Genomic DNA, 26,643 nt, shown 5'->3' with positions numbered 1-26,643 from the left:
CGCTGCATCCCTTACGACGTCCGGACGCAATCGCGGAAGGCAGCCGTATCTCCATCGTCGATCGCGAGAGAACCAGGACGGTTCGCCGCATTAGCGCGGCCAAACGAAACGAAACCTCACGGGAGTTTCGCCAATGTCTCAGCAATCCCAGCGCCACCTCCGCCGGCACATCCTGGCGGCCGCCACCCTCGCCGCCGTCGCCGTTCCCGGCTTCGCCGCCGAACGCGTCAATCTGAGCAGCCTCGATCCGAATCGTCCGGTCGAGGGCTTCATCATCGCCTACAAGTCCGGTTCGCCGGGCAAGGCCGCCGACTTCCAGCGCCGCCTCGACATCGCCGTCGGCGCACTCGGCAAGCGGAGCCTGAGCATCAAGCACGCGCGCTCGGTATCCACCGGCGCCGAACTGGTCGAAACCAGCCGTCCGCTCGACGTGGCCGAAGCGACCACGCTGATGCAGCACATCGCCGCCGATCCGAACGTGGAATACGTCGAGCCGAACTCGATCTTCCATCCGGCGCTGACCCCGAACGACACCAACTATCCCTCGCAATGGGGCTTGCACGGCACCTGGGGCATCCGCGCCAACACCGGCTGGGACAACGGCTACCAGGGGCAGGGCGAAGTCATCGCGGTGCTCGACACCGGCATCACCAACCACCCCGACCTGATCGCCAACCTGACCACGCCGCGCGGCTACGACTTCATCAGCAACGCCGCGACCGCCAACGACGGCGGCGGCCGCGACAGCGACCCGAGCGATCCGGGCGACTGGTGCTCGCCGAACCCGTCCAGCTGGCACGGCACCCACGTCACCGGCATCGCCGCGGCCGTTACCAACAACGCCACCGGCGTCGCCGGCACCGCATTCCGCGCCAAAGTGCTGTCGGCGCGCGTGCTCGGCAAGTGCGGCGGCACCCTGGTCGACATCGCCGATGCGATCACCTGGGCCTCGGGCGGCGTGGTCGCCGGCGTGCCGGCGGTGGGCGCCAACAAGGCCGGCGTGATCAATCTCAGCCTGGGCGGCGGCGGCGCCTGCAGCTCGACCTTCCAGACCGCGATCAACGGCGCGGTGTCGCGCGGCACGACGGTGGTCGTCGCCGCCGGCAACAGCAACGCCGACGCGCGCAACTTCCAGCCGGCCAGCTGCGCCAACGTCATCACCGTCGGCGCGACCACTTCGGCCGGCGCGCGCGCCAGCTTCTCCAACCACGGGCCGGCGGTCGACGTCGCCGCGCCGGGCGTGAGCATCCTGTCGACCTTGAACAGCGGCACCACCACGCCGGGAGCGGCCAGCTACGCCAACTACAGCGGCACGTCGATGGCGGCGCCGTTCGTGGCCGGCATCGTCGCGCTGATGCGCTCCAAGCCTGCCGCCGCGCCGTCGCCGGCCGGGATCGAGTCCATCATCAAGGCCAACGTCACCCCGTTCCCGATCCCTCCGGTTCCGCCGATCGGTACCGGCATCGCCAACGCCGACGCAGCCACCGACGCCACGCCGTAACCGCATCGCCGGCATCGGCCTGCCCGTCCTGCGAACCCCGGCTTCGGCCGGGGTTCGTCTTTTCGGCGTCCGTCGCGCTCGCGCGAACGCATGATGCACTGCGCCATGCAGCGATGCCTCAAACCCGCTTACCGGGCCGCCGCGTCCGTTCGGAGGCCTATCGACTTTGGTCGAACGACTCGCGCGTCTACCGGCGCGTGTAACCGCTTACGTCGACCGTCGGCAGGCACATGCGTGATTGGGGTCACGCTCGTCCAGGCCGACGACGGGTCTTGCCGTCCCGATCGGCTGAGGCTCGAAACCATGCTGCATCGCCGCATCGTGTCCGGAAAATTGACAGCGCTGTCATAGTCGGGCTACATCGGCCGCGCATCGTCAGCCGCCGGCTTCGGATTCGACTCCGATTCGAGCCGCGCACACCACAGGCCACAACCATCGGCCGCCGGCCGACCCCGGGGAGGGGATGTACTGATGACCGTGTCCAGCAGCGCGCGCTTGCGCAGTTCGAGCCTGAGTCTTGCGATCTGTTCGGTGCTGATGGCGGCGCCGGCCTGGGCCCAGCAGTCCGCGCCGACGGCCGAAACGAGCGCCGCGGCGAGCGCGCGCGAAGCCACCGACCTGGACTCGGTGATCGTCACCGTCGAGCGCCGCGAGCAGAGCCTGCAGAAGTACGCCGGCACCGCGCAGGCCTTGTCGCAGGACGATCTGCGCGGACTCGGCATCAACAACGAACTGCGCCAGATGCAGGTCGCCGTGCCCGGGCTGAGCATCGCCAATCAGGAGGGCGCGACCGAAGTCTTCATCCGCGGCGTGGGTTCCTCCAACAACACCGAACTCGGCGACCCCGGCGCCGCGCCGCACGTCAACGGCGCCTACATCCCGCGTCCGCGCGGCTTGGGCGGCATGTTCTACGACCTGGAACGGGTCGAGATCAACAAGGGTCCGCAGGGCACCTTGCGCGGCCGCAACGCGCTGGCCGGCACCCTCAATATCGTCACCAAGCGGCCCGAGCTCGGCGGCGTGTTCGGCGGCTACGTCCAGGGCGAGATCGGCAACCGCGAACAGCGCGGCTACGAGACCGCGCTGAACTTCCCGCTCGGCGACTACGCCGCACTGCGTTTCGCCGGCTACCACATCGAGAAGGAGGCCGGGTTCGAGAACGTCGGCCTGTGGCGGCATATCCAGCCGGCCGGCATCCAGGACGACAACGCCGGCCGTCTGTCGTTCCTGTACGAGCCGGACGACAAGCTCTCGGTGTTCGCGATGCTCGACGTCGGCCGCGAACGCGGCACCGGCTATCCGGGCGCGAACCTGTTCCGCGCCGCCCAGGAAGGCTACGACGCCGACGATATCGAACTGCGCGACATCATCTATCGCGGCGTACAAGGCAAGGTCGACAACAAGCTGTGGGGCTTCCAGGGCACCGTGCGCTACGACTTCGGTCCGGTCAACCTGGAATACAACGGCAGCTACCGCGACGTCGACTACTTCCAGATCAACTCCGCCTCCGACGGCAATACCTGGCCGGGCCGCGACCTGCGCGAGCGTCCGCCCGGACAGCCGGCGACCTGGGGCGGCATCGACTACGACAACTTCGGCACCAACTACCTGCAAGCGCGGTCGCAGGCGCAGACCCACGAAGTGCGGTTGTCGTCGGCCGACGATGCGCGCTTCCGCTGGACCACCGGCGGGTTCTACTTCCACGAAAAGCAACAGGTGGGCTTCATCGCCCTGGCCGACAAGGGCGCGTTCTACTCGGGCACCGAGTTCACCATGCCCGATGTCGACGGCAAGTCCTGGGCGGTGTTCGGCGACGGCACCTTCGACGTCAACGAGCGGTTCCGGGTCAAGGGCGGCCTGCGCTACACCGACGAGCGCAAGTCGCGCGACGGCATCGGCGGCAACTGGACCATCGGCCTGGGCGGCGAGGGCGGCGTGTTCCAGACCCGGCTCGGCACCGAAGGCTTCATGCCGACCCTGCTCGACCGGCCGAGCTTCGACGTCGCCGGGCTGAGCAGCAACGCCGACATGGCCCGCTTCCTGCTGCAGGGCATCTTGCGAGCCGGCGCGCGCGACACCATGCAGCAACAACTGCAGGGCATCGTCGACGGCTCGCGTCCCAACGGCACCTGCATCGACCGCCCCGACATCGGCGGCAACAGCGTCGATTGCCCGGCCAACGGCCAGCACAGCTTCCTGGTGCTGGGCGTGCCGTCGCCGCAGCACGGTTCCAGCGCTTTCGACTTCCTCGACTGGCGCATCGGCTTCGAATACGACCTGACTCCGCGCAACCTGCTCTACGCCACCGTCTCCACCGGCCACAAGGCCGGCGGCTTCAACGACAGCTTCGACGTCAACGTCATTCCCGAGACCTACAAGCCGGAGAAGCTCACCGCATTGGAGATCGGCTCGAAGAACTCGTTCGATTTCCTCGGCCGCACCGCGACTTTCAACGTCAGCGGCTTCTACTACGACTATGCCGATCAGGTGTTCCAGGACCTGAGCGTGATCGCGTTCAACCCCGACGGCGAGGCCACCGGCTTCGCCTTGGTCAACCGCAACGTCGGCAAGTCCGAACTGTACGGCCTGGAGGCCGAGAGCCGTCTGCGCTTCGGCGGCGGCTTCACCCTCGACCTCAACGCGCTGTACCTGCAGACCAAGATCAAGCGCGGCGTGGTCGCCGACGTGCGCAGCCAGGATTTCGGCAACGGCGGCATCACTTCGCAGATCGACCTGGCCGGCAACGAACTGCCGTTGTCGTCGCGGTTCACCCTCAACGCCCGGCTGCAGCAGGCGATCGACTTCGCCCGCGGCACGTTCGACTGGCAGGTCCTCGCGGCCTACCGCTCCTCGTTCTTCCTGACCCAGTACAACGACCGCGACGTGACCTTCCTGCGCGATACCGCCGGCACGGTCGACCGGGTCGAGAGTTCGGCCATCGCCGGCTTCCCCGACGAGCAGCCCGGCTTCACCCAGATCAACGCCGGCGCCGGTTTCACCACCCTCGACGGCGCTTGGCGGTTCGAGGTCTGGGGCAGCAACCTGACCAACAAAGACGTGTCGCAGAAGGCCCTGGTCGGTTCCGGCGTGAACGTGCGCTTCCTCAACGACGCGCGCAGCTACGGCATGCGCGTGCGCTGGAACTTCTGATGCCGGCAACACGGCCTTGCAAGCCGGCCGTGCCGTCGTGCGCTCCGCTCCGCGGCGCACGGCGGCAACGGCTGGACGCGTTGGCGACAGCGGGCCAAGAGCCTTCGGCGACGCCCCGCCATGGTCGTCCCCGCGACAGCGGCGATTCGGACGCTTCAGTACGCTCTGTGTTGCGCCGTTCCCGCGAACGCGGGAGTCCAGCGGCTTCAGTGCACTCTCTCCCCCGTCATTCCCGCGAACGCGGGAATCCAGAGGCTTCGGCGTCATGCCTCGGCGGAGCCCTGGACTCCCGCCTTTGCGGGCACGGCATCGGGTCGATTCCGCGGTGTCCGGGTGCGCTCCCTGCGCGCCAGCGTCGTGCATGGAGTGTGCCTACTTCCCGATTCAGCCTGCTCCCCGCCGCCGTAGATTTCATTGCAATCGAATTCTTGCCCGAAAACGCCGCTGCGCCGTGGTCAAGCCCGGCAGCGGCCGGTAGAACGGCAGGCACCGCGCAGCCATTCTCCGGAACCGCATGAAACTCTCCCTGCTCGATACCCTGATCGTTCTGTTCTATCTGGCCGGCGTGTTCGCCCTCGCGCAATGGGTTTCGCGCGAGAAGGGCGGCCACGAGAAAACCGCCAAGGACTATTTCCTCGCCAGTAAGGCGCTGCCGTGGTGGGCGATCGGCGCTTCGTTGATCGCCGCCAACATTTCCGCCGAACAGATCATCGGCATGTCCGGCTCGGGCTATGCCCTGGGCCTGGCGATCGCGTCTTACGAGTGGATGGCCGCGGCCACCCTGCTGCTGGTCGGCAAGTTCTTCCTGCCGGTGTTCCTGCGCAACGGCATCTACACCATGCCGCAGTTCCTCGAGGAGCGTTACGGCAACGGCATCCGCACGGTGATGGCGGTGTTCTGGCTCGGCCTGTACGTGTTCGTGAACCTGACCTCGATCCTGTGGCTGGGCTCGATCGCGGTGGCCCAGGTCACCGGCATGGACCAGTTCCTGGCCCTGGCCTTGCTCGGCGCGTTCGCGCTCGCCTACCAGTTGTACGGTGGCCTCAAGGCGGTGGCGCTGACCGACATCGTCCAGGTCACCCTGCTGGTGCTCGGCGGACTGATGGTGGCGGCGCTGACACTGGGCAAGATCGGCGGCGACGCCGGCATCCTGGCCGGCTTCAAGACCTTGTGGGCGACGCATCCGGATCACTTCAAGATGATCCTCTCGCCCGACAACCCGCACTACAAGGACCTGCCCGGCATCGGCGTGCTGCTCGGCGGCCTGTGGGTGATGCATGTCAGCTACTGGGGCTTCAACCAGTACATCATTCAGCGCGCGCTCGCCGCCAAGGACCTGCGCGAGGCGCAAAAGGGCATCGTGTTCGCCGCCGCGCTGAAGATCATCCTGCCGATCATCGTGGTCCTGCCGGGGATCGCCGCGCTGATGCTGGCGCCGGACCTGCCGCGCTCCGACGACGCTTATCCGGCGATGATGGCGCTGCTGCCGACCGGTGTGCTCGGCCTGGTGTTCGCGGCGCTGGTCGCGGCGATCGTGGCCTCGCTGGCCTCGAAGATCAATTCGGTCGCGACCATCTTCACCCTGGACTTCTACGCCAAGCGCAGACCCGATGCGCAGGAGCGGCAACTGGTGCGGGTGGGGCGCGTGACCGCGGCGATCGCGATCGCGATCGCGATCCTGACGGCGCGCCCGCTGATCGGCGGCTTCGACCAGGGCTTTCAGTACATCCAGGAATACACCGGTTTCTTCACTCCGGGCATCGTGGTGATCTTCGTGCTCGGCCTGTTCTGGAAACGCGCCAACGAAGCCGGCGCGCTGGCCGCGGCGCTGGGTTCGTTCCTGCTGTCGATCGCGCTGAAGCTGGCCTGGCCGGAGTTGCCGTTCGTCAATCGGGTCGGACTGGTGTTCGTGCTCGCCGCGGCGCTGGCCGTGCTGGTCTCGCTGGCCACGCCCTCCGGCGCCGGAGTCGACCGCATCCGCCACGACGGCGTGAGCTATGCGACCGCGCCTTCGTTCAACCTCGCCGCGATCGCCGTGCTGGCGATCCTGGTCGCGCTGTACGCCGTGTTCTGGTGAGGGCGGCAGCGCCCGATCCGTGCGGCCGCCGCGCCGCACGCCGGCGGCGGGCGCGATCAGCGCCGGCGCGTGCGGGCCTTGGCGGCGGGACCGGTGGACTGGCGCAGTTGCAACTCGTAGGCGGCGACGATCATCTGCCCGTCCTGCGGCGACTTGATCCGCTTGAACAACTCGTTCGTGGCCAGCCGGCCCATCTCGCGGGTCGGCTGGCGCACCGTGGTCAAGGGCGGATAGATCTGGCGCGCGATCGGCGTGTCGTCGAAGCCGCACACCGACACGTCGCCGGGAATCGACAGGCCCATTTCGCTGGCGGTGCGGATGGTGCCGGCGGCCATGTCGTCGTTGGCGGCGAAGATCGCGGTCGGCGGATCGGGCATCAACAGCAGGCGCTGGGCGCAGATCGCGCCGGTGTCGTAGTGGAAGTCGCCCTCCGCCACCAGCGCCGGATCGTAGGCGATGCCGGCCGCGGCCAGGCCGTCGCGATAGCCGTTCAAGCGCCACTGGCTGGCGCCGTGTTCAGGATGGCCCTTGATGTGGGCGATGCGGCGATGGCCGAGCGAAATCAGGTGCGCCATCATTTCGCGCACTGCGCGCTCTTCGTCGAGGATCACGCCGATGCGGCCGCTGCGCAGCTTGGGCGAGATGTTGGCGTAGGGAATGCCGAGCTGGCCCAGCCGCTTCATCAGCCCGGGATGATCGGTCAGCGGCGGGGTCAGCACCAGGCCGTCGGCGCGCGAGCGTTGCACGATCTCGTCGACGTGGGCCACCAGCTTGCGCTCGCCGTAGGTGACCGGCGCGAGCATGAGGTTGTAGTGCTGGGCGATGCAGGCGTCGAGCATGCCGGCCTGCACCTCCATCAGATAGTTGCTGGACGGATTGTCGTACAGCAGCGCGACCAGGAACGAACGCTGGCCGGCCAGGCTGCGCGCGGAGGGGTTGGGACGGTACTGGAGTTTGCGCGCCGCGGCTTCGACGCGCTTGCGCGTCTCGTCGCTGACGTTGGGCTCCTGGTTGAGCACGCGCGACACCGTCTTCATCGACACGCCCGCCGCGTCCGCCACGTCTTCGATACGCACCCGCATGAGCTGCCGATTCCCTGTCGCGTGTTGGGCGCATTCTGCCAGAACCGGCGGCGGATGCCCGCGCCGCGCCCACTCCCGTTCCGCCGTACGGACACAGCGCCCATAGGACGCTCATGTTCGGCACATCCATCGATCCCGAGGAGCGAACCATGAACGCAAGCAGCGGGCGCGCAGGCGCCGATCACGTACCGTCGCCGGCGCGGCGCCCGGTTCCGCACCGGTTGGCCTGCGCGCTCGCTCTGGCCTGCTTGCCGGCGATGGCGCCGGCGCAGGCGCCTTCGCTCGATCTTGCGCGCTGGCCCGCGCAGCAGGCGCCGATCCCGCGCGACGCCGCATTGGAGGCGCGCGTGGCCGCGCTGTTGGCGCGGATGAGCGTGGAGGAGAAAGTCGGCCAGATCGTCCAGGCCGACATCAACAGCGCCACCCCGGACGACGTGCGCAAGTACCACCTCGGTTCGGTGCTGGCCGGCGGCAATTCGGAGCCCGGCGGCATCTCCGAGCCCGGCGGACGCTACGACGCCGCGCCCAAGGAATGGCTGGACATCGCCGACCGCTTCTACGAGGCCTCGATGGACACCGCCGACGGCAAGCCGGCGATTCCGATCCTGTTCGGCATCGACGCCGTGCACGGCCACAACAACCTGATCGGCGCGACGCTGTTTCCGCACAACATCGGCCTGGGCGCGACGCGCAATCCGGAACTGATCCGCCGCATCGGCGAAGCCACTGCGGCCGAGGTGCGCAGCACCGGCATGGAATGGACCTTCGCCCCGACCCTGACCGTGCCGCGCGACGATCGCTGGGGACGCACCTACGAAGGCTATTCGGAAGACCCGCGCCTGGTCGCCGACTATGCCGCCGCCGCGATCGAAGGCCTGCAGGGCAAGCTCGGCAGCAAGCAGTTTCTCGACGGCGCGCACGTGATCGCCTCGGCCAAGCACTTCCTCGCCGACGGCGGCACGTTCGAGGGCCGCGACCAGGGCGATGCGCGGATCGACGAGGACGAACTGCGCACGGTGCACGGCGCGGGCTATCCGCCGGCGCTGCAGGCCGGCGCGCAGACGGTGATGGCTTCGTTCTCCAGCTGGCAAGGCCGCAAGATGCACGGCAATCGCGATTTGCTGACCGGCTTGCTCAAGCAGCGCTGGCAGTTCGACGGCTTCGTGGTCGGCGACTGGAACGCGCACGGCCAGCTGCCGGGGTGCCGCAACGAGGATTGTGCGGCGGCGTTCAATGCCGGCGTCGACATGCTGATGGCGCCCGACAGTTGGCGCGGCTATTACGAGAGCGCGTTGAAGCAGGTGCGCAGCGGCGAGATCGCGATGGCGCGGCTGGACGATGCGGTGGCGCGAATCCTGCGGGTCAAGCTGCGCCTGGGCCTGTTCGAGGCCGGCAAGCCCTCGCAGCGTCCGCTCGGCGGCAAGTTCGAACTGCTCGGCAGTCCGGCGCACCGTGCCGTCGCCCGCCAGGCGGTGCGCGAATCGCTGGTGTTGCTCAAGAACGAAGGCGAGACGCTGCCGATCTCGCCCAAGGCCCGCGTCCTGGTGGTCGGCGCGGCCGCGGACGACGTCGCCCGCCAGTCCGGCGGTTGGACCTTGAACTGGCAGGGCACCGGCCTGAAGCCGTCCGACTTCCCGCATGCGCAATCCATCTGGGCCGGCCTGCGCGAGCAGATCCAGGCCGGCGGCGGCGAAGCGGAGTTGTCCGTCGACGGCCGCTACCGGCGCAAACCCGACGTGGCGGTCTACGTCTACGGCGAAGAACCGTATGCCGAGTTCCAGGGCGACTTGCGCACGCTGGCGTTCCGGCCGACGCGCAATCCCGAGCTGGACCTGCTGCGCAAGCTCAAGGCCGACGGGATCGCGGTGGTGAGCGTGTTCCTGTCGGGGCGGCCGCTGTGGGTCAATCGCGAGATCAATGCTTCCGACGCCTTCGTCGCCGCCTGGCTGCCGGGTTCGGAGGGCGGCGGCATCGCCGATGTGTTGCTGCGCGGCCGCGACGGCCGCGTGCAACACGATTTCAAGGGCAAGCTGTCGTACTCGTGGCCGAAGACGGCGGTGCAGACGGTCAATGTCGGCGATCGCGATTATGCACCGCAGTTCGCGTTCGGCTATGGCCTGAGCTATGCCCAGGGGGGCACGCTCGGGACGCTGGCGGAGGATCCGGGCACGGCCGATCTGGACCCGCGCTCGGTGCAATTCCTCGGTCGCGGCGCGCTCCCGCGCGGTTGGCGCCTGCGCGCGACCGCGCAGGGGCGCGCCAGCGAAGCGATCAAGCCGCCGCTGGCGGCCGCGGCGGCATTGGCGGTGACGGCGGTGGATTACCGTGCGCAGGAAGACGCGTGGCGCCTGCAATGGAAGGACGCGGCTCGGCTGGAGTGGATCGCCGATGCGCCGCAGGAGCTGTTGCGCGAGACCAACGGCGACGTGCAGTTGCTGATCGCGCTCAAGGTCGATGCGATCGGTGCGGACGAGGTCGCGTTGTTGGCCGGTTGCGGGCCCAAGTGCGAGGCCCGGCTGCCGCTGAGCGCGGCCTTGCGCGCGCTGCCACGCGGGCAGTGGCAGCGCATCGGCGTGCCGCTGAAGTGTCTGCGCGCCGCCGGCGCCGACATGGCCAAGCTGGAGATTCCGTTCGGCCTGCAGGCGGGGGCCGGCACTTCGCTGACCTTGCACGAGGTGGCCTACGGCACCGACGCGGAGAAGGTGATCGACTGCAAGCGCCAGTGACGCTCGCAGCGCCGCTTCGCCCGCCGGGCGGAGCGGCGTCGCCGCTGTCCTGTAGGAACGGCCTCCCACGGGGGTTTCCTTCGGTCGTAAGCCGCGACAACCGAAGCGACGTACGCAAGCGTTGTGGGCAAGGCCCGGTAGGCGAGGCCATGGCGCTACGGATCGGGCGGGTAGTCGCTTTTTGAGCGTGGCGTGGTATCCCACCGCTCCGGTGGTCGCGGCTCGCGCCGCTCCTACACGGGCGGCGTGCTAGCAGACCCCTGGACAGTTTGTCCTGCGGCGGTTTGCCGCAGCCCTGCGGCGCGGCGACGGGACTAGGATGCGGCGCATGAACGCATTGTCCCGTCCGTTACTGAGCGGCCTGCTCGTCGACGACGACCCGGCCTACGTCGCCACCCTGCAACGCAGCCTCGCCCGCCGCGGCATCGAAAGCCGCACTGCCGGCAGCGTCCGCCAGGCGCTCGACCTGGCCCTGGCGCAGCCGCCGGGCTTCGCCCTGATCGACCTCAAGCTCGGCCACGAATCCGGCCTGCAGCTGATCCGGCCGCTGCGCGAGCTGCGGCCGGACATGCGCATCGTGCTGGTCACCGGCTACGCCAGCGTGGCGACCGCGGTCGATGCGATCAAGCGCGGCGCCGACGACTATCTGCCCAAGCCGGCCAGCGTGCCGGCGATCCTGGCGGTGCTCGGCATCGAATCGGCGGACGCGCCGCCGCCGGTGGCCGCGGCGAGCGAGACGATGATGCCGCTGCGGCGGATGGAGTGGGAGCACATCCAGCAGGCGCTCAACGACACCGGGGGCAACATCTCGGCGACTGCGCGCCTGCTCGGCATGCACCGGCGTTCGCTGCAGCGCAAGCTCGGCAAGCGTCCCGGTCCGGAGCGCCGCATCGTCGGCCTGTAACCCGGTCAGGTGGGAGCGGCGCAGCACGGGGATTTCCTCCGGTCATACGCCGCGCCCCCGGGACGCGCAGAGAGCCCAACGCCGACGCCACCGATCGAAGCCCGCGACCGTCGCGGCGTAGAAGCGGCGCAAACCACGACCGCCATCCTTCACGCTCGCCGCGTCTTTGTCCTGGCCCCCTTGTAGGAGCGACGCAAGTCGCGACCGCCATCCTTCACGCTCGTCGCGTCTTTGTCCTAGACCTTTGTAGGAGCGGCGTAAGCCGCGACCGCGCTCGTGCGGTCTCGCGGCGTTTGTCGCTCGAAGGCTTCAAAGCTTCAAGCGAAGCTTCCGTCCGCTAGCGGCCAGGCCACCTTCTTGACCAAGGCAGTCCTACCGGATTTCCTTCGGTCAAAAGCAACCAAAGAAAACCTCATGGCGCGGGCTGCTCCTCACAGGCCCTCCCTGGCCCGGCTGCGCACGGCCCGCCTCCCTGCGGGCCGCCCGACGGGGCTTCGATTTGTTTTCGCGAGTCCGAAGCGGCGCCAAGCGCTTCACGGCAACAGCAACAACAGCGCGTATCGCCGTCGCCGCGTTGGGGCCTCACGGCCCCGTCGCCCCCAGCGGTCTGACCAGCGCCTGCACCTGCGTCTCGCTGCGCTTGCCCTGCGCATCTTCGAACACCAGGGGCATCGGCACGCGTTCGCCGGCGCGCAGGGCGCGATGTAGGCCGATCAGCATGATGTGGTAGCCGCCCGGGGCCAGGGCGATGCGGCGACCGGCGGGCAGGGGCAGGGCGGCGATCTGGCGCATGCGCATCATCTGTCCGTCCATCGCCATCTCGTGCACTTCCACGGCGGCGGCGACCGGCGAGCGGGCCGCGATCAGGCGGGTGTCGCGCTGCGCCGTCAGGCGCATGAAGGCGCCGGTGGCGTGTTGCTGGGCGACGCTGGCGCGCACCCAGGGCGCGTCGACCGCGACTTGGGCGGCGGCGGTGGCGCTGGACAAGCACAACAACGCGGCCAGGGCGGCGCAACGGAAGCGGGCGATCATCGGGTAGCGCTCGTGGGGGACCGAGGAGAGCGGACGTCAGAGGATCTGACGGATATCGTCGACGCAGTGCTGCGCGCTCTGCTCGTGGCGCAGGGCGATGCGCAGCGCGCCTTCGGCGTCGAACACGTAGCTCAGCGCCGAGTGGTCGATGGTGTAGGACGCGCCGGTCGGAACTTTGGCGTAGACCACGCGGAAGTCCTTGGCGGTGCGGGCGGTGCGCTCGGCGTCGCCGTACAGCCCGAGGAAGCCCGGGTCGAAGGCGCGCACGTAGGTGTCCAGCACGCTCGGCGTGTCGCGCTCCGGGTCCAGGGTCACGAAGATCACCTGCAGGCGCTCGCCTTGCGCGCCGAGCAATTTGCGGATCTGCACCGCGCGGGTCAACGCAGTCGGGCACACGTCCGGGCACTGGGTGAAGCCGAAGAACAGCAACACCGGGCGACCGCGGAATTCGGCCAGGCGGCGTTCGCGGCCTTGCGGGTCGAGCAACTGGAAATCGCGGGCGAAATCGCGTCCGGTCAAGTTGATGCCGTGCAGCGACAGCGGACGCTGACCGCCGCAGGCGCTGAGCAGGCCGGCGCAGGCCAGGCCGGCGAGGATGCGGCGGCGCGCAGACAGTTCGATCGGGACGGGAAGGCGGAGCGCGGACACGGCGGCGGCCTGGTCGATGCGGGAGGTCCGCATTGCAGCACCGCCGTCGCAGGCGCGGATGTGGTCGAGTGTCGCAGCGTGGGGTGGCGCTGCCAGCGCTTACAGATCGCGTACCACCCAGCCGCTGGGGTGCGGTGCGTCTTCGCCGCTGTCGAGCGCGGCCTGGGCGACTTCGTCCGGGCTGCGTCCGGCTTTCCAGGCCGCGGCCATCGCCGCCAGGCGCTCGCGGGTGGCGCGGGTGTAGGCGCCTTCCATTTCGTTCTGGGCGTCGGCGGCGAGTTTCTGCGGATACAGGGTGCGCGCGTCTTCGCTGCGGTTGAGCAGGGCGATCAGGCGCGACAACGCGGTGCGGAAGCTGGCCGCGCCCAGCGCGGTGCGCTGAGTGCGTTGCAGGTGCCACACGGTCAGGTATTCGACCGGGCCGAGCAGGCGCCGTGGCGTGGCGCCGAAGAAATGTCCGGACAAGGCGCTGACCGCGACCGGGCCGCCGGCATCGGGCAGGCGGGTCGCGCCCCAAGAGCTCAACGCGCCGCCGGGCAGGTCCATGCGCCGCAAGGCGGTGCCGAAGGTGTCGGCGAGCAGGCGCTGGGCATGCGCGTCGTCGCTCTCGGCGACCACCCCGAGCAGGCGGATGAACAAGGGATAGCGGTCTTCGCCGAGCCGGCGCACCACGCGCTTGAGCACGGCCAGGCGATACTCCGCGTCGCTGTGCGCGGCGAGCGCGGAGATCAGCCGGTCGGCGCCGGCGCGCAGGGCTTCGGGGCTGGGAATGGAATCGTTCAAGCGGGGCGGGACGCGGTCGGACCGGCGCCTAGGGTAGCGCGGACGCGGGGGCCGGGCCGATGTCTCGGTTAGGGCGCGCCGGGGCACGGCCGCGGCTGGCGCCGCTCCTGCCCCGGAACGGATCAGGCGAGCGCGTCGAGGACGGCGTCGGCGCCGCGGTCGGCGGCGGAGGACAGGTCCAGGCGGCCGAGTTCGTGCTCGAAGCCGGGATCGCCGGCCAGGCGGCGCTCGCCTTCCGGCACGCCGCTCCAGGCGTCGGCGTTGAGCACGGTTTCGCCGGCGTCGGCGGCCGGCGGCGCATACGCCGGCATCGCCGCTTCGGCAACCTGGGGGGCTTGCTGGATCTGTTCCTGTGCGGTCGGTTCGCGCCCGCGCAGACTCTCGAGCGCGGCCTGCCCGTCGAGGCTGGCGCGGTCGATGCGCGAATCGGGACCGATGGTGCTCATGCGGGGCAGGCAACGGGTGAAGTCGGGGGGATGGGCGAAATGTAACGCCGCACGGGGAGGGAGGATACTCGGGACGACCCTAGGTGCCCTCGCCCCGGTTCAGCTGCCCGGCGCCGGAGCGTGACCGGAGTGGCGACGCCGCCACGGTCGCGGTCCGGTCTGCGTGATAGCCTCGTCACCCTCTCGCTGCAAGGGCCGCGCATGGCGAAGGACCAGGGCGCCGACAAGACCGAACCGCCGACCCCAAAACGGATCCGGGACGCGCGCAAGGAAGGCAATGTCGCCAAGAGCAAGGAGCTGACCAGCACGGTGCTGGTGCTCGGCTGGGTGGTATGCGGCTGGCTGATGCTGGACTTCATGCGCACCAAGCTGATCCGGCTGTTCGAGACCTGCCTCAAGGCGATCAACCAACCCTTCGGCGACGCCCTGCGCGAATCCGGCGCAGCGGCGTTCGACGCCCTGCTGTGGCTGTCGCTGCCGTTGCTGGCGATGGCGGTGTTCCTGGGCGTGATCGTCGAGTTCCTCCAGGTCGGGCCGATCCTGACCCTGGAGAAGCTCAAGCCCAGCATGGAGAAGATGAACCCGGCCGAAGGGCTGAAGAAGATGTTCTCCATGGACAACCTGGTCGAGCTGGTCAAGTCGGTGCTCAAGAGCGCCGCCCTGATCGGCATCGGCGGTTTCGTCCTGTTCCAGATGCTGGCCCAGCTGATGCTGCTGCCCTACGCGCCGCCGGCGGCGATGGGCGCGGGCATCTGGCACGGGCTGGTGCGGATCTCGGTGTGGACGATCTTCGTGTTCTTCTTCGTCTCGGCGATCGACGTCTGGTACCAGAAGTTCGCCTACCTGAAGCAGCTGCGCATGAGCCGCCGCGACATCCAGCAGGAGGTCAAGGAGAACGAGGGCGACCCGCATGTGAAGAGCCGGCGCCGGCAGTTGCATCAGGAATGGTCGCAGCAGAACATGCTCAATGCCGTCCGCCAGTCGAACGTCGTCGTGACCAATCCCACCCACATCGCCATCGCCCTGCAGTACGAGCACGGCGTGACCGACCTGCCGGTCGTGGTCGCCAAGGGCGAGGGCTACATGGCCGAGCAGATCAAGGCCGCGGCGGTCGAGGCGGGGGTGCCGATCCTGCAGAACGTCGAACTCGCGCGCGGCCTCAACGAGCGCGTCGCCCTGGACGACTACATCGGCAACGAGTTCTTCGAAGCGGTGGCCGAGGTCCTGCACTGGGCCGAAGGCGTGCGCCGCCTGCGCGACGGCGACGACAGCACGCCGGAACTGCCGCCGCCGGTGGAAGAGCCGCGCTGAGGCGCGGCGGTTGTGGACGGCCTTCGCAATCCTCTCGCTGTTTCCCCATTTGAAAAAGGGAGCTAGGGGGGATTTGCCGTTGCGGTTGCTTTCACGAGCAAGCGCATCGAAGCGAAGCCAAAAGCAAATTCCTACCTCCCTTTTTCAAAGGGAGAACCGCCAGCGTTGATCCAAAGGGGCATCGGCAGCATGCTCCGCCGAATCCCGAATCCCGAATCCCGAATCCCGAATCCCGAATCCCGAATCCCGAATCCCCGCCTCACCCGCCGAACACGCGGTTCAAGGCATCCAGCAAGCCGCGGTTGTCGGCCAGGCGGTCGAGCACGATCTCGACGTACACGCCGAGCATCAGCAGGATGATCCAGGTCGCCAGCCAGGCCTTGATCGGCATGGTGATGGTGAAGACGTTGAGCTGCGGGGCGAAGCGGTTGACCAGGCCGAACGACAGGTCGATCAGCAGCAGCACCACCATCGCCGGCGCGGCCAGCACCAGCAGCGCGGTCATCAGGTAGCTGAATTGTCCGACGAACAGCTCCATGCCGATCGGATGCAGGTCGGGGAAGTACGAGGTCACCGACCACATCGCGTAGCTCGACAGCAGCAGGTCGAGGAACACCAGGAAGGCGCCGCTGGCCATGAACAGCCAGGCCGCGAATTGCGACAGGAAGCTGCCGTGCAGCGAGGCCTGATGGCCCTGGATCGGGTCGAACACCTGCGCCAGGGTCATGCCGACCTGGGTGTCGATGATGTTGCCCGCGGCGCTGATCGCCCAGAACACCATGCCGAAGCAGAAGCCGATCGATACGCCGATGAACAGCTCTTTGAGGATGATCGGCGCCCAGGCGAAGGTGCCCAGGGTATTGAGCGGCACGCCGTTCATGGCCACCGGGATGGCGATGATCGCCAGGCTGACCATGAAGCTGTTGCGCACCAGTGGGGGCATGTTCTCCGAGGTGAGCAGCGGCAGCATCATGAAGGCCCCGATCACCCGCGGCAGCACCAGCCCCAGCGCGAGCAGGACGTTGCCGACCGAATCGAAATTCATCGCCCGCCTGCGCCTTAGTGCCGGACCAGGCCCGGGAAGTCGATGAAGATCCGGTCGGCGAAGGTGTACAGCGTGCCGCCGATCATCGACGCGGTGACGAACAGGGTCACCACGATCACCGCGAACTTGATCGCGTAGGCGAAGGTCTGCTCCTGCAACTGGGTTGCGGCCTGGATGAAGGCCACCACCAGGCCCACCACGGCCGCAGCCACCACCGGCGGCCCCGACAACAGCAGGGTCAGCCACAGGGCCTGTTTGGTGAGTTCTAGCATGTCGCCCATAGCGGCCGGGATTGGGGATTTGGGATTGGGGATTGGAAAGCTAAAGCGGTGCGGGGCCGGGAGGGGTTCGGCGAATCCCGAATCCCCAATCCCGAAGGCGGCGCTAGCCGCCGTAGGTCAACACCAAGCCGTGCACCAGCTTGGCCCAGCCGCCGATCAGCACGAACAGCAGCAGCTTGAACGGCAGCGAGACGGTGGTGGGGGACAGCATCATCATGCCCAGCGAGAGCAGGATGTTGGACACCACCAGGTCGATGATCAGGAACGGCAGGAAGATCAGGAAGCCGATCTGGAACGCGGCGGTGAGTTCGCTGACGGTGAAGGCGGGGATCACCACGATGAAGTCGTTCACCGAGATGTCGCCGCGCGCGGCCGGCGGCAGCAGGCGCTGGGCGCTGCGCAGGAAGAACGCCCGCTCGGCATCGCTGGAGTGCTTGATCAGGAACTTGCGCAGCGGCTCCTTGCCGGCGTCCATCAGCGCCAACAGGCGCGCGGTGTCCATCTTGCCGCCGGCGCTGAGCAGGGCCGAGGGCGGTTTGCCCGCGCCGCCGGCGGTGGTCGCGGCCGCGGCCGGTGCGGCGGGCGCAGCGGCGACCGGCGTGGCGGTGGTGGTGACGGTCACGCTGGTGCCGGCGGCCAAGCCGGTCGGCGCCGGCGCGTTCGCGGCGGGCGTCGCAGCGGCATTGACGGCGACCGGCGCAGCGCTGGCCGCAGGCGCTGTCGCTGCGCTGGCGGCCGGTGCGCCCGCGGGCGCGGCGGCGCCGACCGGCGGCTGGCCCTGAGTCGCGCTCGCCGCCGGTTGGCCGCTCAGGCGCGCATTGATCGCGTCGTGGGTTTCCAGGATCACCGGATACATCACGTAGATCGACAGCACGATCGCCAGGCCGTTGATGACCACGTTCGGCGGCACCTGCTGCAGGCCCAGCGCGTTGCGCAGCAGGCTCAGCACGACCACGATCTTGGTGAAGGACGTCACCATCACCGCGACGAACGGGGCCAGCGCCAGGCTGACCACCGTGACCAGCACCAGCGCCGGCGAGAACGAACTGAAATCCATCGGTCAGCTCCAGCTGATCAGCCGCACGCCGAGGGTGTCGCCGACCGCCACGATCTCGCCGCGGCCGGCGTCGCGGCCGTTGGCGCGGATCACCACGTTCGCGCCTTCTAGGCGCGAGGGCAGGGCGAACACGTAGCCGGGCTGGAAGCCGGACAGCTCCTGGTACTTGCACTCCAGGCGGCCGAGATCGAAGTCGAGCCGGACCGGCACGTCGGGCGCAGTGGGTTCCGCGGACTCGGGGGCGGCGGACTCGGTGTCGGACATCGCGGAAGTCTCCTGGTGCGTGGCAAGGGTCAAGGGCGGGCCGTCGATGCGCCAGCCGTCGGCGAGCGCGCTCAGCGGCCAGGCGAAGCCCGGCACCTGCGCCTGCACCGGCGGCGGACGCTGGGCGTTGCCGATCACCAGCACGTCGCCCGGACGCAGCTGGCGGAATTGGTCGTAACGCAACTGCGGGCCGTTCCAGCGCAGCGCTACCGGCACCGGCAGGTCGCCCCAGCGGGCGATCGCGTTCGGGTCCTGCACCGGCTCGACGATGTCCGAGCGCGACAGCAACTGGCCGACCCAGTTCACCGGCAGGCGCAGGCTGCCCCGGCTGAGCACCTGCTGTCCGGACGGATCGCCGATGACGAAGGCCAGCCACAGTCCGTCGAGCTCGGCCTCGGCCTCGGCATGCGCGCTGCGGATCGGGTCGTTGTCGTCGGCGACCGGGATCAGGGCGACGTCGATCGCCTGGCTCAGCCGCATCAGCTGCGTTTCGTGCGCCAGGCTCCAGGCCAACAGGCGCGAGCGGCCCTGGTAGTCGCTCCAATGCAGCCCGGTATCGGCTTCCTGGCTCGGGTTGCTTTCGAAATGCAGCTTGATCCGCGCGCCGTCGCCTTCCAGGGTGAAGACTTCCCCGTGCACCGCCTGCGCCGGCAGGAACTGCAGCCAGGCGCCGTCGCGGGTCGGCCAGCGCTGGCGCAGGGCGAACACGTCGCGCAGGGCCTCGGCCTGCCAAGGGTGCAGCGCCGGCAGACGGCCGCGCACCGGTGCGGCGGCGGGATGGGCGGCCGGTGCGGCCGCTTCGCTCGTCTCAACCATGTCCCAGCGCCACCTTCATCAGTTCGGGCAGCGAGCGTACTCCGAGTTTGTTCATCATGTTCGATCGATGCAGTTCCACGGTCTTGACGCTGATGCCGAGCACGTCGGCGATGATCTTGTTCGGCTTGCTGGCCACCACCAGGTCCATGACCTGGCGCTCGCGCGGGCTGAGCCGCGACAGGCGATCGTCGCCGGCATCGGCGCCGGCGTGCTGGCGGGCGTTGGCGATCGCGGTGCGCAGCGCGTCGATCAGGGTCTCGTCGTTGAAGGGCTTCTCGAGGAAGTTGGACGCGCCCTTGCGCATCGCCTCGACCGCCAGGGGCACGTCGCCGTGCGCGGTGACGAACACCAGCGGCAGGCCGATGCCGCGCCGGCGCAGTTCCTCCTGCAGCTGCAGGCCGCTCATCAGCGGCATGCGGATATCGCAGACGATGCACTGGGCGCCGCCGCCCTGGCGTTCGCCGGCGAAGGCGTCGAGGAAGGCCGGTCCGGACGGATAGGCCAGCACTTCGAAACCGGCGGTTTCCAGCAGCCAGGCGGTCGAATCGCGGAAACCGTCGTTGTCGTCGATCAGGTAGATCCGGGCTTCGGTCATGGGCGATACCTCGCGCTCCGGCCCCGCGCGAGCGGATGCGCGCGCCCGCGCCCGGCAGCGGGGCCGACGGCGGGAGCGGGCAGGACGCGGGGCGGGGTCATCGGCGTCATCGGTGCGCGCTTCGGGGCCGAGGCCGGTCCGGCGCGCGGAGCGGATCCGGGCGCGACGGTATAACCCGACAGGAGGGGGGCGCGGTCGTGACCTTTGTCATGCGCGCAAGCGCGGCAGTCGCGATCCGGGTCATCAAGCGCGGGCCTCGTAGCGCGGCAGGGTGAAGCCGAACACGCTGCCGCCGCCTTCGCGCGGTTCGAAGAACAGCCGGCCCTGGTGGTACTCGACGATCGAGCGGCAGATCGCCAGGCCGATGCCGAGGCCGTCGGTCTTGGTGGTGAAGAACGGCGAGAACAGCTGGTCCTGCTCGGCCGGGCTGAGCCCGGCGCCGCGGTCGGACACCCGCACCTCGATCTGCTCGTCGAGGTTCATCCGCGCGTCGATGCGCAGCTCGCGGCGCGCGGTCGGGATATCGCGCATGGCCTCGATCGCGTTCTTGACCAGGTTCAGCAGCACCTGCTCGATCATGACCCGGTCGGCGAACACCGGCGCCAGTTGCGCGGGCAGGCCCAGGTCGATGCGCAGTTGCAGGCGCTCGGCCTCCAGCCGCAGCAGTTCCAGCACGGTCGCGGCGATCTGGCCCAGGTCGTGGGCGTCGCGTCGCGGCTCGCGCGCGCGCACGAACTCGCGCACCCGCGCGATCACCGCGCTGGCGTGCTCGGCCTGGGTGCGCGCGGCCTGCAGGGCGCGCTCGACCTGGACCGGGCCGCCGGCTTGTTCGACCAGGCGCAGACTGCCGTTCAGATAATTCATGATCGCCGCGAGCGGCTGATTGAGTTCGTGCGCCAGGGTCGCGGCCATCTCGCCGACCGACATCAGGCGCGAGGTGAACAGCAGCTTCTCCTGGCGGGTCTTGTGCGAGTCCAGGGTTTCGATGCGCTCGCTGATGTCGATCGCGGTCAGCACCTGCGCCGGCGCGCCCTGATGCTCGGCGCGGCCCCAGTGCAGGGCGTACCAGCGGCCGCTGTGCGGGGCGCGCACTTCGCGCGCCTCGTCCTCGCCGCCGGCATGCAGCAGCGCCAACAGCGCCTCGCGCTGAGCGTGTTCGGCCAATTCGCCGAACTCCTCGCGGTAGCGCGCGTTGCCGGCGAGCAGGGCGCCGCCGGCGGAGAACAGGGCGCAGGCGAACGGTACCGCCTCGAGCAAGCCGGCCTGCGCCGATGCGGCCGGCTGCGCGCGCGGGCCGGCGGAGCGGGAAGAAGTCGTGACCATGTTCACATCATTGCCTCGGGCCGGCGTTGTGCGGCGTGAAACGCGACCAGGGTGGCGGCGGCGCAGCGGGCTGTTACGGTATGTCGCCGCGGCGACGCCGGCCGCGCACTCCCTGTTCCGGTTCCGTCCCGACTCGTCATGCCCATCCCTTTCCTGTTGCGTCCGCTGCTTCGCCTTGGCTTCGCCGCGGCTGTCTGGCCGTGGTCGGCCGCCCTCGCGGCGCCGGCCGCCAAGCCGGCCGCCGCTGCTGCCGAACCGCCGTCGTTCTTCTTCGAACTGCTGTCGATCATGCTGCCAGTGGCGGTGGTCCTGGTCGGTCTGATCGCGGTCCTGTACTACCTGCGCAAGCGCCATGGCCTGGTGGCGCGCGATGCGCCGTTGACGATCGTGCAGGTGCTCCCGGTCGGCCCGCGCGAACGCATCGTCGTGCTGCGCACGCGCAGCGGCCGCGCGCTCGCGGTCGGCGTGGGCGGGCAATCGCCCAGCCTGATCGCCGAGCTGGACGCCGCCGACATCGCGCCGGCGCCGGCCGAGGACGGCGCCGGCCAGGCCCCGGAACGCAGCCTGGCACAGACTCCGCCCGCGGCTGCGGGCGAATCCTGACGCGTAGGACCCTACGTTAGTCGAACACGGTGACGCAATTGCGCACGCGCTCACAAAAACAATGATGAATGCGCGCGAATGTGGCTCTGCGCAAACAAGCGGACGTGATTGTGCGCAAGTCGCGCAAATTGCATCTCGTTCATACAAATGATGACAAACAGCACTTAGTATCGGCCGTCCGAACCGGGATCGTGTAAGGACAGGCGCCATGCATGGGTGCTCAGGGATACGTGACAAAGCAGTGACTGCTTTCACCGTTCGAGACAGGGCCGACCTCCTTCCGATCGCGAACCGCGGCCAGACCCCGCGGGCTCGCGCGTCGCTGTTCGCGCGCGCGCCGCGCCCGGCCGCCATCGCCAGAGTCCGGGGTTGACCGCATGCGCGCATTGCTGAGCTCGTTGATCGCCGCAACGCCCGGCGCCCCGCCGCGTCGCCGTGCGGGCTACAGCGACGTGGTCCTGGCCGCGGCCGCGGTGACCATCATCGGGGTGATGATCCTGCCGCTGCCGCTGGCGATCATCGACACCCTGGTCGCGGTCAACATCGCGATCGGCTTCGGCCTGCTGCTGATCGCCCTGTATATTCCGACGCCGGTCGCATTTTCCAGTTTCCCCAGCGTGCTGCTGCTGACCACGCTGTTCCGCCTGTCGCTGTCGATCGCGATCACCCGCTCGATCCTGCTGGAAGCCAACGGCGGCCATATCGTCGAGACCTTCGGCAGCCTGGTCGCCGGCGGCAACCTGGTGGTCGGCTTCGTGGTGTTCCTGATCATCACGGTGGTCCAGTTCATCGTCATCGCCAAGGGCGCCGAGCGCGTGGCCGAGGTCGCCGCGCGCTTCACCCTCGACGCCATGCCCGGCAAGCAGTTGTCGATCGACTCGGACTTGCGCGCCGGGCTGATCGACAAGGACGAAGCCAAGCGCAAGCGCCGGTTGCTGGAGGTGGAAAGCCAGCTGCACGGCAGCCTGGACGGCGCGATGAAGTTCGTGAAGGGCGACGCCATCGCCGGCATCGTCATCATCATCATCAACCTGCTCGGCGGCCTGGCCATCGGCGTGCTGCAAAAGGGCATGCCGCTCAGCGACGCGACCCACACCTACAGCATCCTCACCATCGGCGACGGCCTGGTCTCGCAGATCCCGGCCATCCTGGCCACCATCGCCGCCGGCCTGGTGGTGACCCGCACCGCCGGCGACGAGGACGACCGCCACCTCGGCGAGTCGATCACCCGCCAGGTCTCCGGCCAGCCGCGCGTGCTGCTGATCACCGGCTGCCTGGCGTTCCTGATGGTGTTCGTGCCGGGCTTCCCCAAGCCGGTGTTCTTGTTGCTGTCGGTGGTCCTGCTCGGCATCGCCGCCTGGCGCTATCGCCACCATCACGCGGTGCTGCGGCGCGCGTTCAAGGTGCCCGCGGGCGAGCTTGCGGCCGACGAGAAGCCGCTCAACCAGGACGAAGTCGCGCCGCCGGCGCCGTTGCAGCTGGAGCTGGCGCCGTCGCTGGCGGCCGCGTTCGGCGAGCCGGCCGCGCGCGAGCGGCTGGTCGAGGTCGCGCGCCGGCTGCGCGAGGAATACGGCGTGCCGCTGCCGGTGCCGAGCCTGCGCATCGCCGCCGACCTGGACAACGGCGACGGCATCGGCGGCTATCGCCTGACCGCGTTCGGCGCGCGCATCGCCTTCGGCCGGCTGTCGCCGAACGCGCAGTTCCGCCCGGCCCGCGCCGGCGACGCCAACGCGCCCAAGCTGGCCGGGTTCTTCCCGCCGCTGGCCGGCGAATGGACCGGCCAGAGCGGCGGCGACATCCGCGACGGCCTGAGCACGGTGATCGAGCACTGCCGCGCCGCGCTGGAGCGGCGCATGGGCAGCTTCATCGGCATTCAGGAAACCTCCAACCTGTTCGGGCGCATGCAGCGCGACTACCCCGACCTGGTCAAGGAAATGCTGCGCGTGGTCGCGCCGCAGCGGGTCGCCGACGTGCTGCGCCGGCTGGTCGAGGAGGGCGTGCCGATCCGCAACCTGCGCGACGCGTTCGAGGCGATCACCGATGTCGGCGGGCGCGAGAAGGATGTGGTCCTGCTGACCGAGTACGTGCGGGTGGCGCTCAAGCGCGAAATCGCCGATCGCTACGCCGACGGCGAACGCACCATGCAGGTGCTGCTGATCCATCCGGAACTGGAGGATCGCCTGCGCCAGTCGGTGCGCGTCACCGGCGGCACCACCCAGCTGGCGATCTCGCCGGAACTGGCCGGCCGGCTCGGCGCCGAGGTGCGCTCGCACCTGGGCCGCCAGGCCGACGGGGTCAAGCCGGTGCTGCTGTGTTCACTGGACGTTCGCCGCCATCTGCGCAAGCTGCTGGAGATCGATTTCTTCGAACTGCCGGTGTTGTCCTACCAGGAACTCGCGCCCGATCTGCGGATCGTGCAGGCGGGCCAGGTCAACGCCTGACGGAGCCCCGACGATGCCTCGCCGCGCCCTCCATCGCCGTGCAGTCTTCCCCGTCCATCGCCGGCCGGCAGTCCCGCGCGTCTCGCGCGTCCCGGCCCGCAGCGCCGCCGCGGACGGCGGCGTCGAGTAGGAGTCCGCCATGTCTTCCCCCGACCCGAACAGCGCCAAAACCGAACCTCGCACCGACGCCGGCCGCGAGCCGCCGCGTCCCGCCGCCGCGCCCGCGGTCAGCGTGTTGCGCATCGTTTCCGGCCTGCACGCCGGCGCCAGCCGGCCGTTGTCGGCGCAGGAAACCCTGCTGATCGGCAGCGGCAGCGATTGCGACATCGTCCTGTCCGATGCCGGCGTCGCCCCGCACCATGCCTTCATCATGCGCATGGGCGGCACGATTTCGCTGCGCGCGGTCGACGCGCCGCTGCAGATCGACGGCCAGACGCTGACGCCGGGCGATCCGGCCGAGCTCACCGCGATGCAGCGCGTCGACCTGGGCAGCGCGTCGCTCGCGGTCGGCGCCGCCGAAGACCCGGCCTGGGCCTCGATCCTGCCCCAGCACCTCAGCGAAGCGGCGCGTCCGCCGCGTTCGTCGATGCGCCATCTGCCGCTGATCGCCGGTCTGGCGGCGTTGTCGCTGGTGTCGGTGGCGATCGCCGCGGCGGTGATGCCGGGCTTCGAGAAGGAGCCGACGGCGACCGAGCTGGCCACGCCCCTGATCAAGGAGTTCTCGATCGCCGGCGGCCGCGTGGTCGAGCACGAGGACGGCAGCGTGGTGGTGTCCGGCACGGTCAAGGACGCCGCCACCCGCGAGATGATCCGCAAGCGTCTGGCCACCGACAACGTGGCCGCGCGCCTGGACCTGCGCACCGGCGACGACATCGCCGCGGACGTGCGCGAGGTGCTGCGCAGCCAGGGCCTGAGCACCGAGACCAAGTACCTGGGCAACGGCGATGTCGAAGTCGCCGGCCGTTTCGACGACCCAGCGGCGTTCGAGCGCGCGGTCGCCTCGCGCGCGATGCGCGACGTCAACGGCGTGCGCCGGGTGATCCCGCGCAACCTGTCGGATCAGCCCGCGGCCGGGCCGAGCCTGCCGGAACCGGCCAAGAAGCCGGTCAGCAGCGAGCCGACCCGGATCGTGCAGATCGTGCGCGGCGAGTCCCCGCACGTGATCGACGTCGACGGCAACAAGTACGAGGCCGGCGATGCGCTGCCCGACGGCCGCAACCTGATGGTGATCGGGGCCAAGGTCTGGGCGATGAACAAGCTGACCAACCTGCCCGAAGAGATCAAGGCCAAGCCACTGACCGCGGCCGAACTGGCCGCCGCGGCGGCGCCTGCGGGCGAACCGGCGTCGGGTGGTACGGCCGCGACCGCGCCGGCCGCTGCGGCGAACCCCGCGACGCCGGCACCGGCCGCGAACCCGGTTCAGCCGCCGGCCCAGCCCGCCGCCGCGGTGGCCGAGGCGCCGGCCAAGCCGGCCGCGACCCGGCGCTAGGGAGGACCCAGGGTTTTCACTAGGTGGTTTCGCACGCCCCGAACCGGTTTCATTAGGCTCGGCAACATCCATCCGTAGTTCCACGCCATTCAGCGGCCTCGCCGCACTCCGCAGGAGAGACGTCAATGAGCAACAACACGGTTAACCCCGCCAACGGCGCCGGCTTGGTGAACACGTTCATCGCCAACGCCAACAACTCCAACAACCTCAGCGTTTCGCGCGGCGGCGGTGGCGGCGGTGCCGTCGGCGGCGGTGGCGGCGGCAGCTGGTACGAGGCCATGTCCAAGGCCTGGGGCGCCACCCTGGACTCGCAGGCCGCGCGCATCACCGACCTGTCCGGCCAGATCGGCGGCGGCAACGACCAGCCCTCCAGCATGGTCGCGCTGACCGCCGAGAGCCTGCGCATGCAGTTCATCTCCAACAACGCCGCCACTTCGCAGAACAGCGTCGGCGATTCGCTGAAGACGCTGGCCTCGCGCAGCGGCTGATATCGGCGCCTCGCGGCCCGACGTCGCCGCAGCCTGCCGGAACGGCACCCGGGTCCTAGGACCCGGGCGTCGTCGGTGGTGCGGGGCGCGCGGTCGCAGCGTCGAGCGTCGTTCCGTTTCTTTGTTCGTTCGGACCCCACGTTTCAGGAGAACAGGGCCATGATCGAAGCCATCCAAGTCGCGGCTCCCGCCGCTCAGCCCGCCGCGGCCTCGCCGGCCCAGTCGCCGCAGGCCTCGGCCTACGACGTGCGCGAATTCGCCGCGGCGTTCGACCGCGGCGCCTCGCCGGCGGCGCAGGGCGGCAGCGCGCAGACCGCCGCGACCGGTTCCACCGAGCCTTCGCAGGGCACGCGCGCCGTGCTCGCCGCGCTCGACAACCTCAACGGCGGCGCCGACAAGATCGACGCCATGTCCAAGACCATGTCGGCCAACGCCGCGGACCTGACGCCGGGCGAGATGATCCAGATGACCATGCGCTGCCATCAGTTCATGTTCACCTCGCAGCTCACCTCGAACGTCGCCAATCGCACGTCGGACGGCATCCAGCAGCTGTTCCGTCAGCAGTCGTAATTTCGTCATCC

Annotated in this window: 22 protein-coding genes; 11 read left to right on the top strand and 11 right to left on the bottom strand. The window is 69.3% G+C overall.

Translation table 11 applies throughout. The features are described 5' to 3' along the window. Positions 1-133: 133 nt before the first annotated feature. The 3 genes from V2J18_RS21220 (at position 134) to V2J18_RS21210 (ending at position 6,728) form a co-directional block, all read left to right on the top strand. Complete coding sequence (locus V2J18_RS21220) at positions 134-1,501, top strand: S8 family peptidase (protein WP_064749353.1); 1,368 nt, start codon at positions 134-136, stop codon at positions 1,499-1,501. 471 nt (positions 1,502-1,972) lie between these two features. After that, the gene (locus V2J18_RS21215) at positions 1,973-4,651 is read left to right on the top strand and encodes a TonB-dependent receptor (protein WP_336132816.1); all 2,679 of its coding nucleotides are present in this window, start codon (positions 1,973-1,975) and stop codon (positions 4,649-4,651) included. A gap of 514 nt (positions 4,652-5,165) precedes the next feature. Continuing rightward, positions 5,166-6,728: a sodium/sugar symporter gene (locus V2J18_RS21210; protein WP_336132815.1), complete on the top strand. Its 1,563-nt coding sequence runs from the start codon at positions 5,166-5,168 to the stop codon at positions 6,726-6,728. Positions 6,729-6,784: 56 nt separating this feature from the next. Here V2J18_RS21210 and V2J18_RS21205 read toward each other — a convergent pair whose 3' ends face one another. Continuing rightward, positions 6,785-7,810, bottom strand: a complete 1,026-nt coding sequence (locus V2J18_RS21205) for a LacI family DNA-binding transcriptional regulator (protein ID WP_336132814.1) — start codon at positions 7,808-7,810, stop codon at positions 6,785-6,787. Positions 7,811-7,959: 149 nt separating this feature from the next. Here V2J18_RS21205 and V2J18_RS21200 point away from each other — a divergent pair, with 149 nt between their 5' ends. Further along, a complete protein-coding gene (locus tag V2J18_RS21200) occupies positions 7,960-10,536 on the top strand; it encodes a glycoside hydrolase family 3 protein (protein ID WP_064748032.1) in 2,577 nt (858 codons plus the stop codon). A 328-nt stretch (positions 10,537-10,864) separates the two neighbouring features. After that, complete coding sequence (locus V2J18_RS21195) at positions 10,865-11,440, top strand: response regulator transcription factor (RefSeq protein WP_064748008.1); 576 nt, start codon at positions 10,865-10,867, stop codon at positions 11,438-11,440. A 582-nt stretch (positions 11,441-12,022) separates the two neighbouring features. Here the strand turns inward: V2J18_RS21195 and V2J18_RS21190 are convergent. The 4 genes from V2J18_RS21190 to V2J18_RS21175 form a co-directional block, all read right to left on the bottom strand. Next, positions 12,023-12,472 (bottom strand): copper chaperone PCu(A)C, encoded by a 450-nt coding sequence (locus tag V2J18_RS21190; RefSeq protein WP_336132813.1) that lies wholly within the window; start codon positions 12,470-12,472, stop codon positions 12,023-12,025. Between the two features lie 36 nt (positions 12,473-12,508). Then, on the bottom strand, positions 12,509-13,153 hold the full coding sequence (locus V2J18_RS21185) for an SCO family protein (RefSeq protein ID WP_336132812.1): 645 nt from the start codon (positions 13,151-13,153) through the stop codon (positions 12,509-12,511). A 66-nt stretch (positions 13,154-13,219) separates the two neighbouring features. Next, the gene (locus tag V2J18_RS21180; RefSeq protein WP_336132811.1) at positions 13,220-13,903 is read right to left on the bottom strand and encodes a hypothetical protein; all 684 of its coding nucleotides are present in this window, start codon (positions 13,901-13,903) and stop codon (positions 13,220-13,222) included. 122 nt (positions 13,904-14,025) lie between these two features. Next, positions 14,026-14,349, bottom strand: a complete 324-nt coding sequence (locus tag V2J18_RS21175) for a hypothetical protein (RefSeq protein ID WP_064748012.1) — start codon at positions 14,347-14,349, stop codon at positions 14,026-14,028. Between the two features lie 201 nt (positions 14,350-14,550). Here V2J18_RS21175 and sctU point away from each other — a divergent pair, with 201 nt between their 5' ends. Further along, positions 14,551-15,660, top strand: a complete 1,110-nt coding sequence (sctU, locus tag V2J18_RS21170) for a type III secretion system export apparatus subunit SctU (RefSeq protein ID WP_064748013.1) — start codon at positions 14,551-14,553, stop codon at positions 15,658-15,660. A 259-nt stretch (positions 15,661-15,919) separates the two neighbouring features. On the opposite strand, the gene sctT is transcribed toward sctU, so the two are convergent. From sctT to V2J18_RS21140, 6 genes are all read right to left on the bottom strand, one after another. After that, positions 15,920-16,705 carry a type III secretion system export apparatus subunit SctT gene (sctT, locus tag V2J18_RS21165; RefSeq protein ID WP_064748014.1) on the bottom strand — a complete coding sequence of 262 codons (786 nt, stop codon included), beginning with the start codon at positions 16,703-16,705 and terminating at the stop codon, positions 15,920-15,922. 14 nt (positions 16,706-16,719) lie between these two features. Further along, on the bottom strand, positions 16,720-16,986 hold the full coding sequence (sctS, locus tag V2J18_RS21160; protein ID WP_064748015.1) for a type III secretion system export apparatus subunit SctS: 267 nt from the start codon (positions 16,984-16,986) through the stop codon (positions 16,720-16,722). Between the two features lie 103 nt (positions 16,987-17,089). Further along, entirely contained in the window at positions 17,090-18,043 is a 954-nt protein-coding gene (locus tag V2J18_RS21155) for an EscR/YscR/HrcR family type III secretion system export apparatus protein (RefSeq protein WP_336132810.1), read from the bottom strand. Positions 18,044-18,046: 3 nt separating this feature from the next. Beyond that, positions 18,047-19,123, bottom strand: coding sequence for a type III secretion system cytoplasmic ring protein SctQ (gene sctQ, locus V2J18_RS21150; protein WP_079248180.1), 1,077 nt, complete (start codon positions 19,121-19,123; stop codon positions 18,047-18,049). Continuing rightward, a complete protein-coding gene (locus tag V2J18_RS21145; protein ID WP_064748017.1) occupies positions 19,116-19,718 on the bottom strand; it encodes a response regulator transcription factor in 603 nt (200 codons plus the stop codon). Before V2J18_RS21145 ends, sctQ begins: the two co-directional genes overlap by 8 nt. A gap of 243 nt (positions 19,719-19,961) precedes the next feature. Continuing rightward, positions 19,962-21,041 (bottom strand): sensor histidine kinase, encoded by a 1,080-nt coding sequence (locus V2J18_RS21140; RefSeq protein ID WP_336132809.1) that lies wholly within the window; start codon positions 21,039-21,041, stop codon positions 19,962-19,964. A 138-nt stretch (positions 21,042-21,179) separates the two neighbouring features. On the opposite strand from V2J18_RS21140, the gene V2J18_RS21135 reads away from it, so the two are divergent. From V2J18_RS21135 to V2J18_RS21115, 5 genes are all read left to right on the top strand, one after another. After that, positions 21,180-21,644, top strand: a complete 465-nt coding sequence (locus V2J18_RS21135) for a flagellar biosynthetic protein FliO (RefSeq protein ID WP_064748019.1) — start codon at positions 21,180-21,182, stop codon at positions 21,642-21,644. A gap of 377 nt (positions 21,645-22,021) precedes the next feature. Then, positions 22,022-24,085, top strand: a complete 2,064-nt coding sequence (gene sctV, locus V2J18_RS21130) for a type III secretion system export apparatus subunit SctV (protein ID WP_064748020.1) — start codon at positions 22,022-22,024, stop codon at positions 24,083-24,085. Between the two features lie 139 nt (positions 24,086-24,224). Beyond that, on the top strand, positions 24,225-25,574 hold the full coding sequence (gene sctD / locus V2J18_RS21125; RefSeq protein ID WP_336132808.1) for a type III secretion system inner membrane ring subunit SctD: 1,350 nt from the start codon (positions 24,225-24,227) through the stop codon (positions 25,572-25,574). A gap of 125 nt (positions 25,575-25,699) precedes the next feature. Then, positions 25,700-26,062, top strand: a complete 363-nt coding sequence (locus V2J18_RS21120; RefSeq protein ID WP_186442584.1) for a hypothetical protein — start codon at positions 25,700-25,702, stop codon at positions 26,060-26,062. A 159-nt stretch (positions 26,063-26,221) separates the two neighbouring features. Further along, positions 26,222-26,632, top strand: coding sequence for a hypothetical protein (locus tag V2J18_RS21115; protein WP_064748022.1), 411 nt, complete (start codon positions 26,222-26,224; stop codon positions 26,630-26,632). The last annotated feature ends 11 nt before the right edge of the window (positions 26,633-26,643 follow it).

It is taken from the genome of Lysobacter firmicutimachus (assembly GCF_037027445.1).
GTDB classification, from domain to species: Bacteria; Pseudomonadota; Gammaproteobacteria; order Xanthomonadales; family Xanthomonadaceae; genus Lysobacter; species Lysobacter firmicutimachus.
The sequence above is the reverse complement of the archived record's forward strand: the minus strand, read 5'-3'. Positions and strand labels throughout refer to the sequence as shown.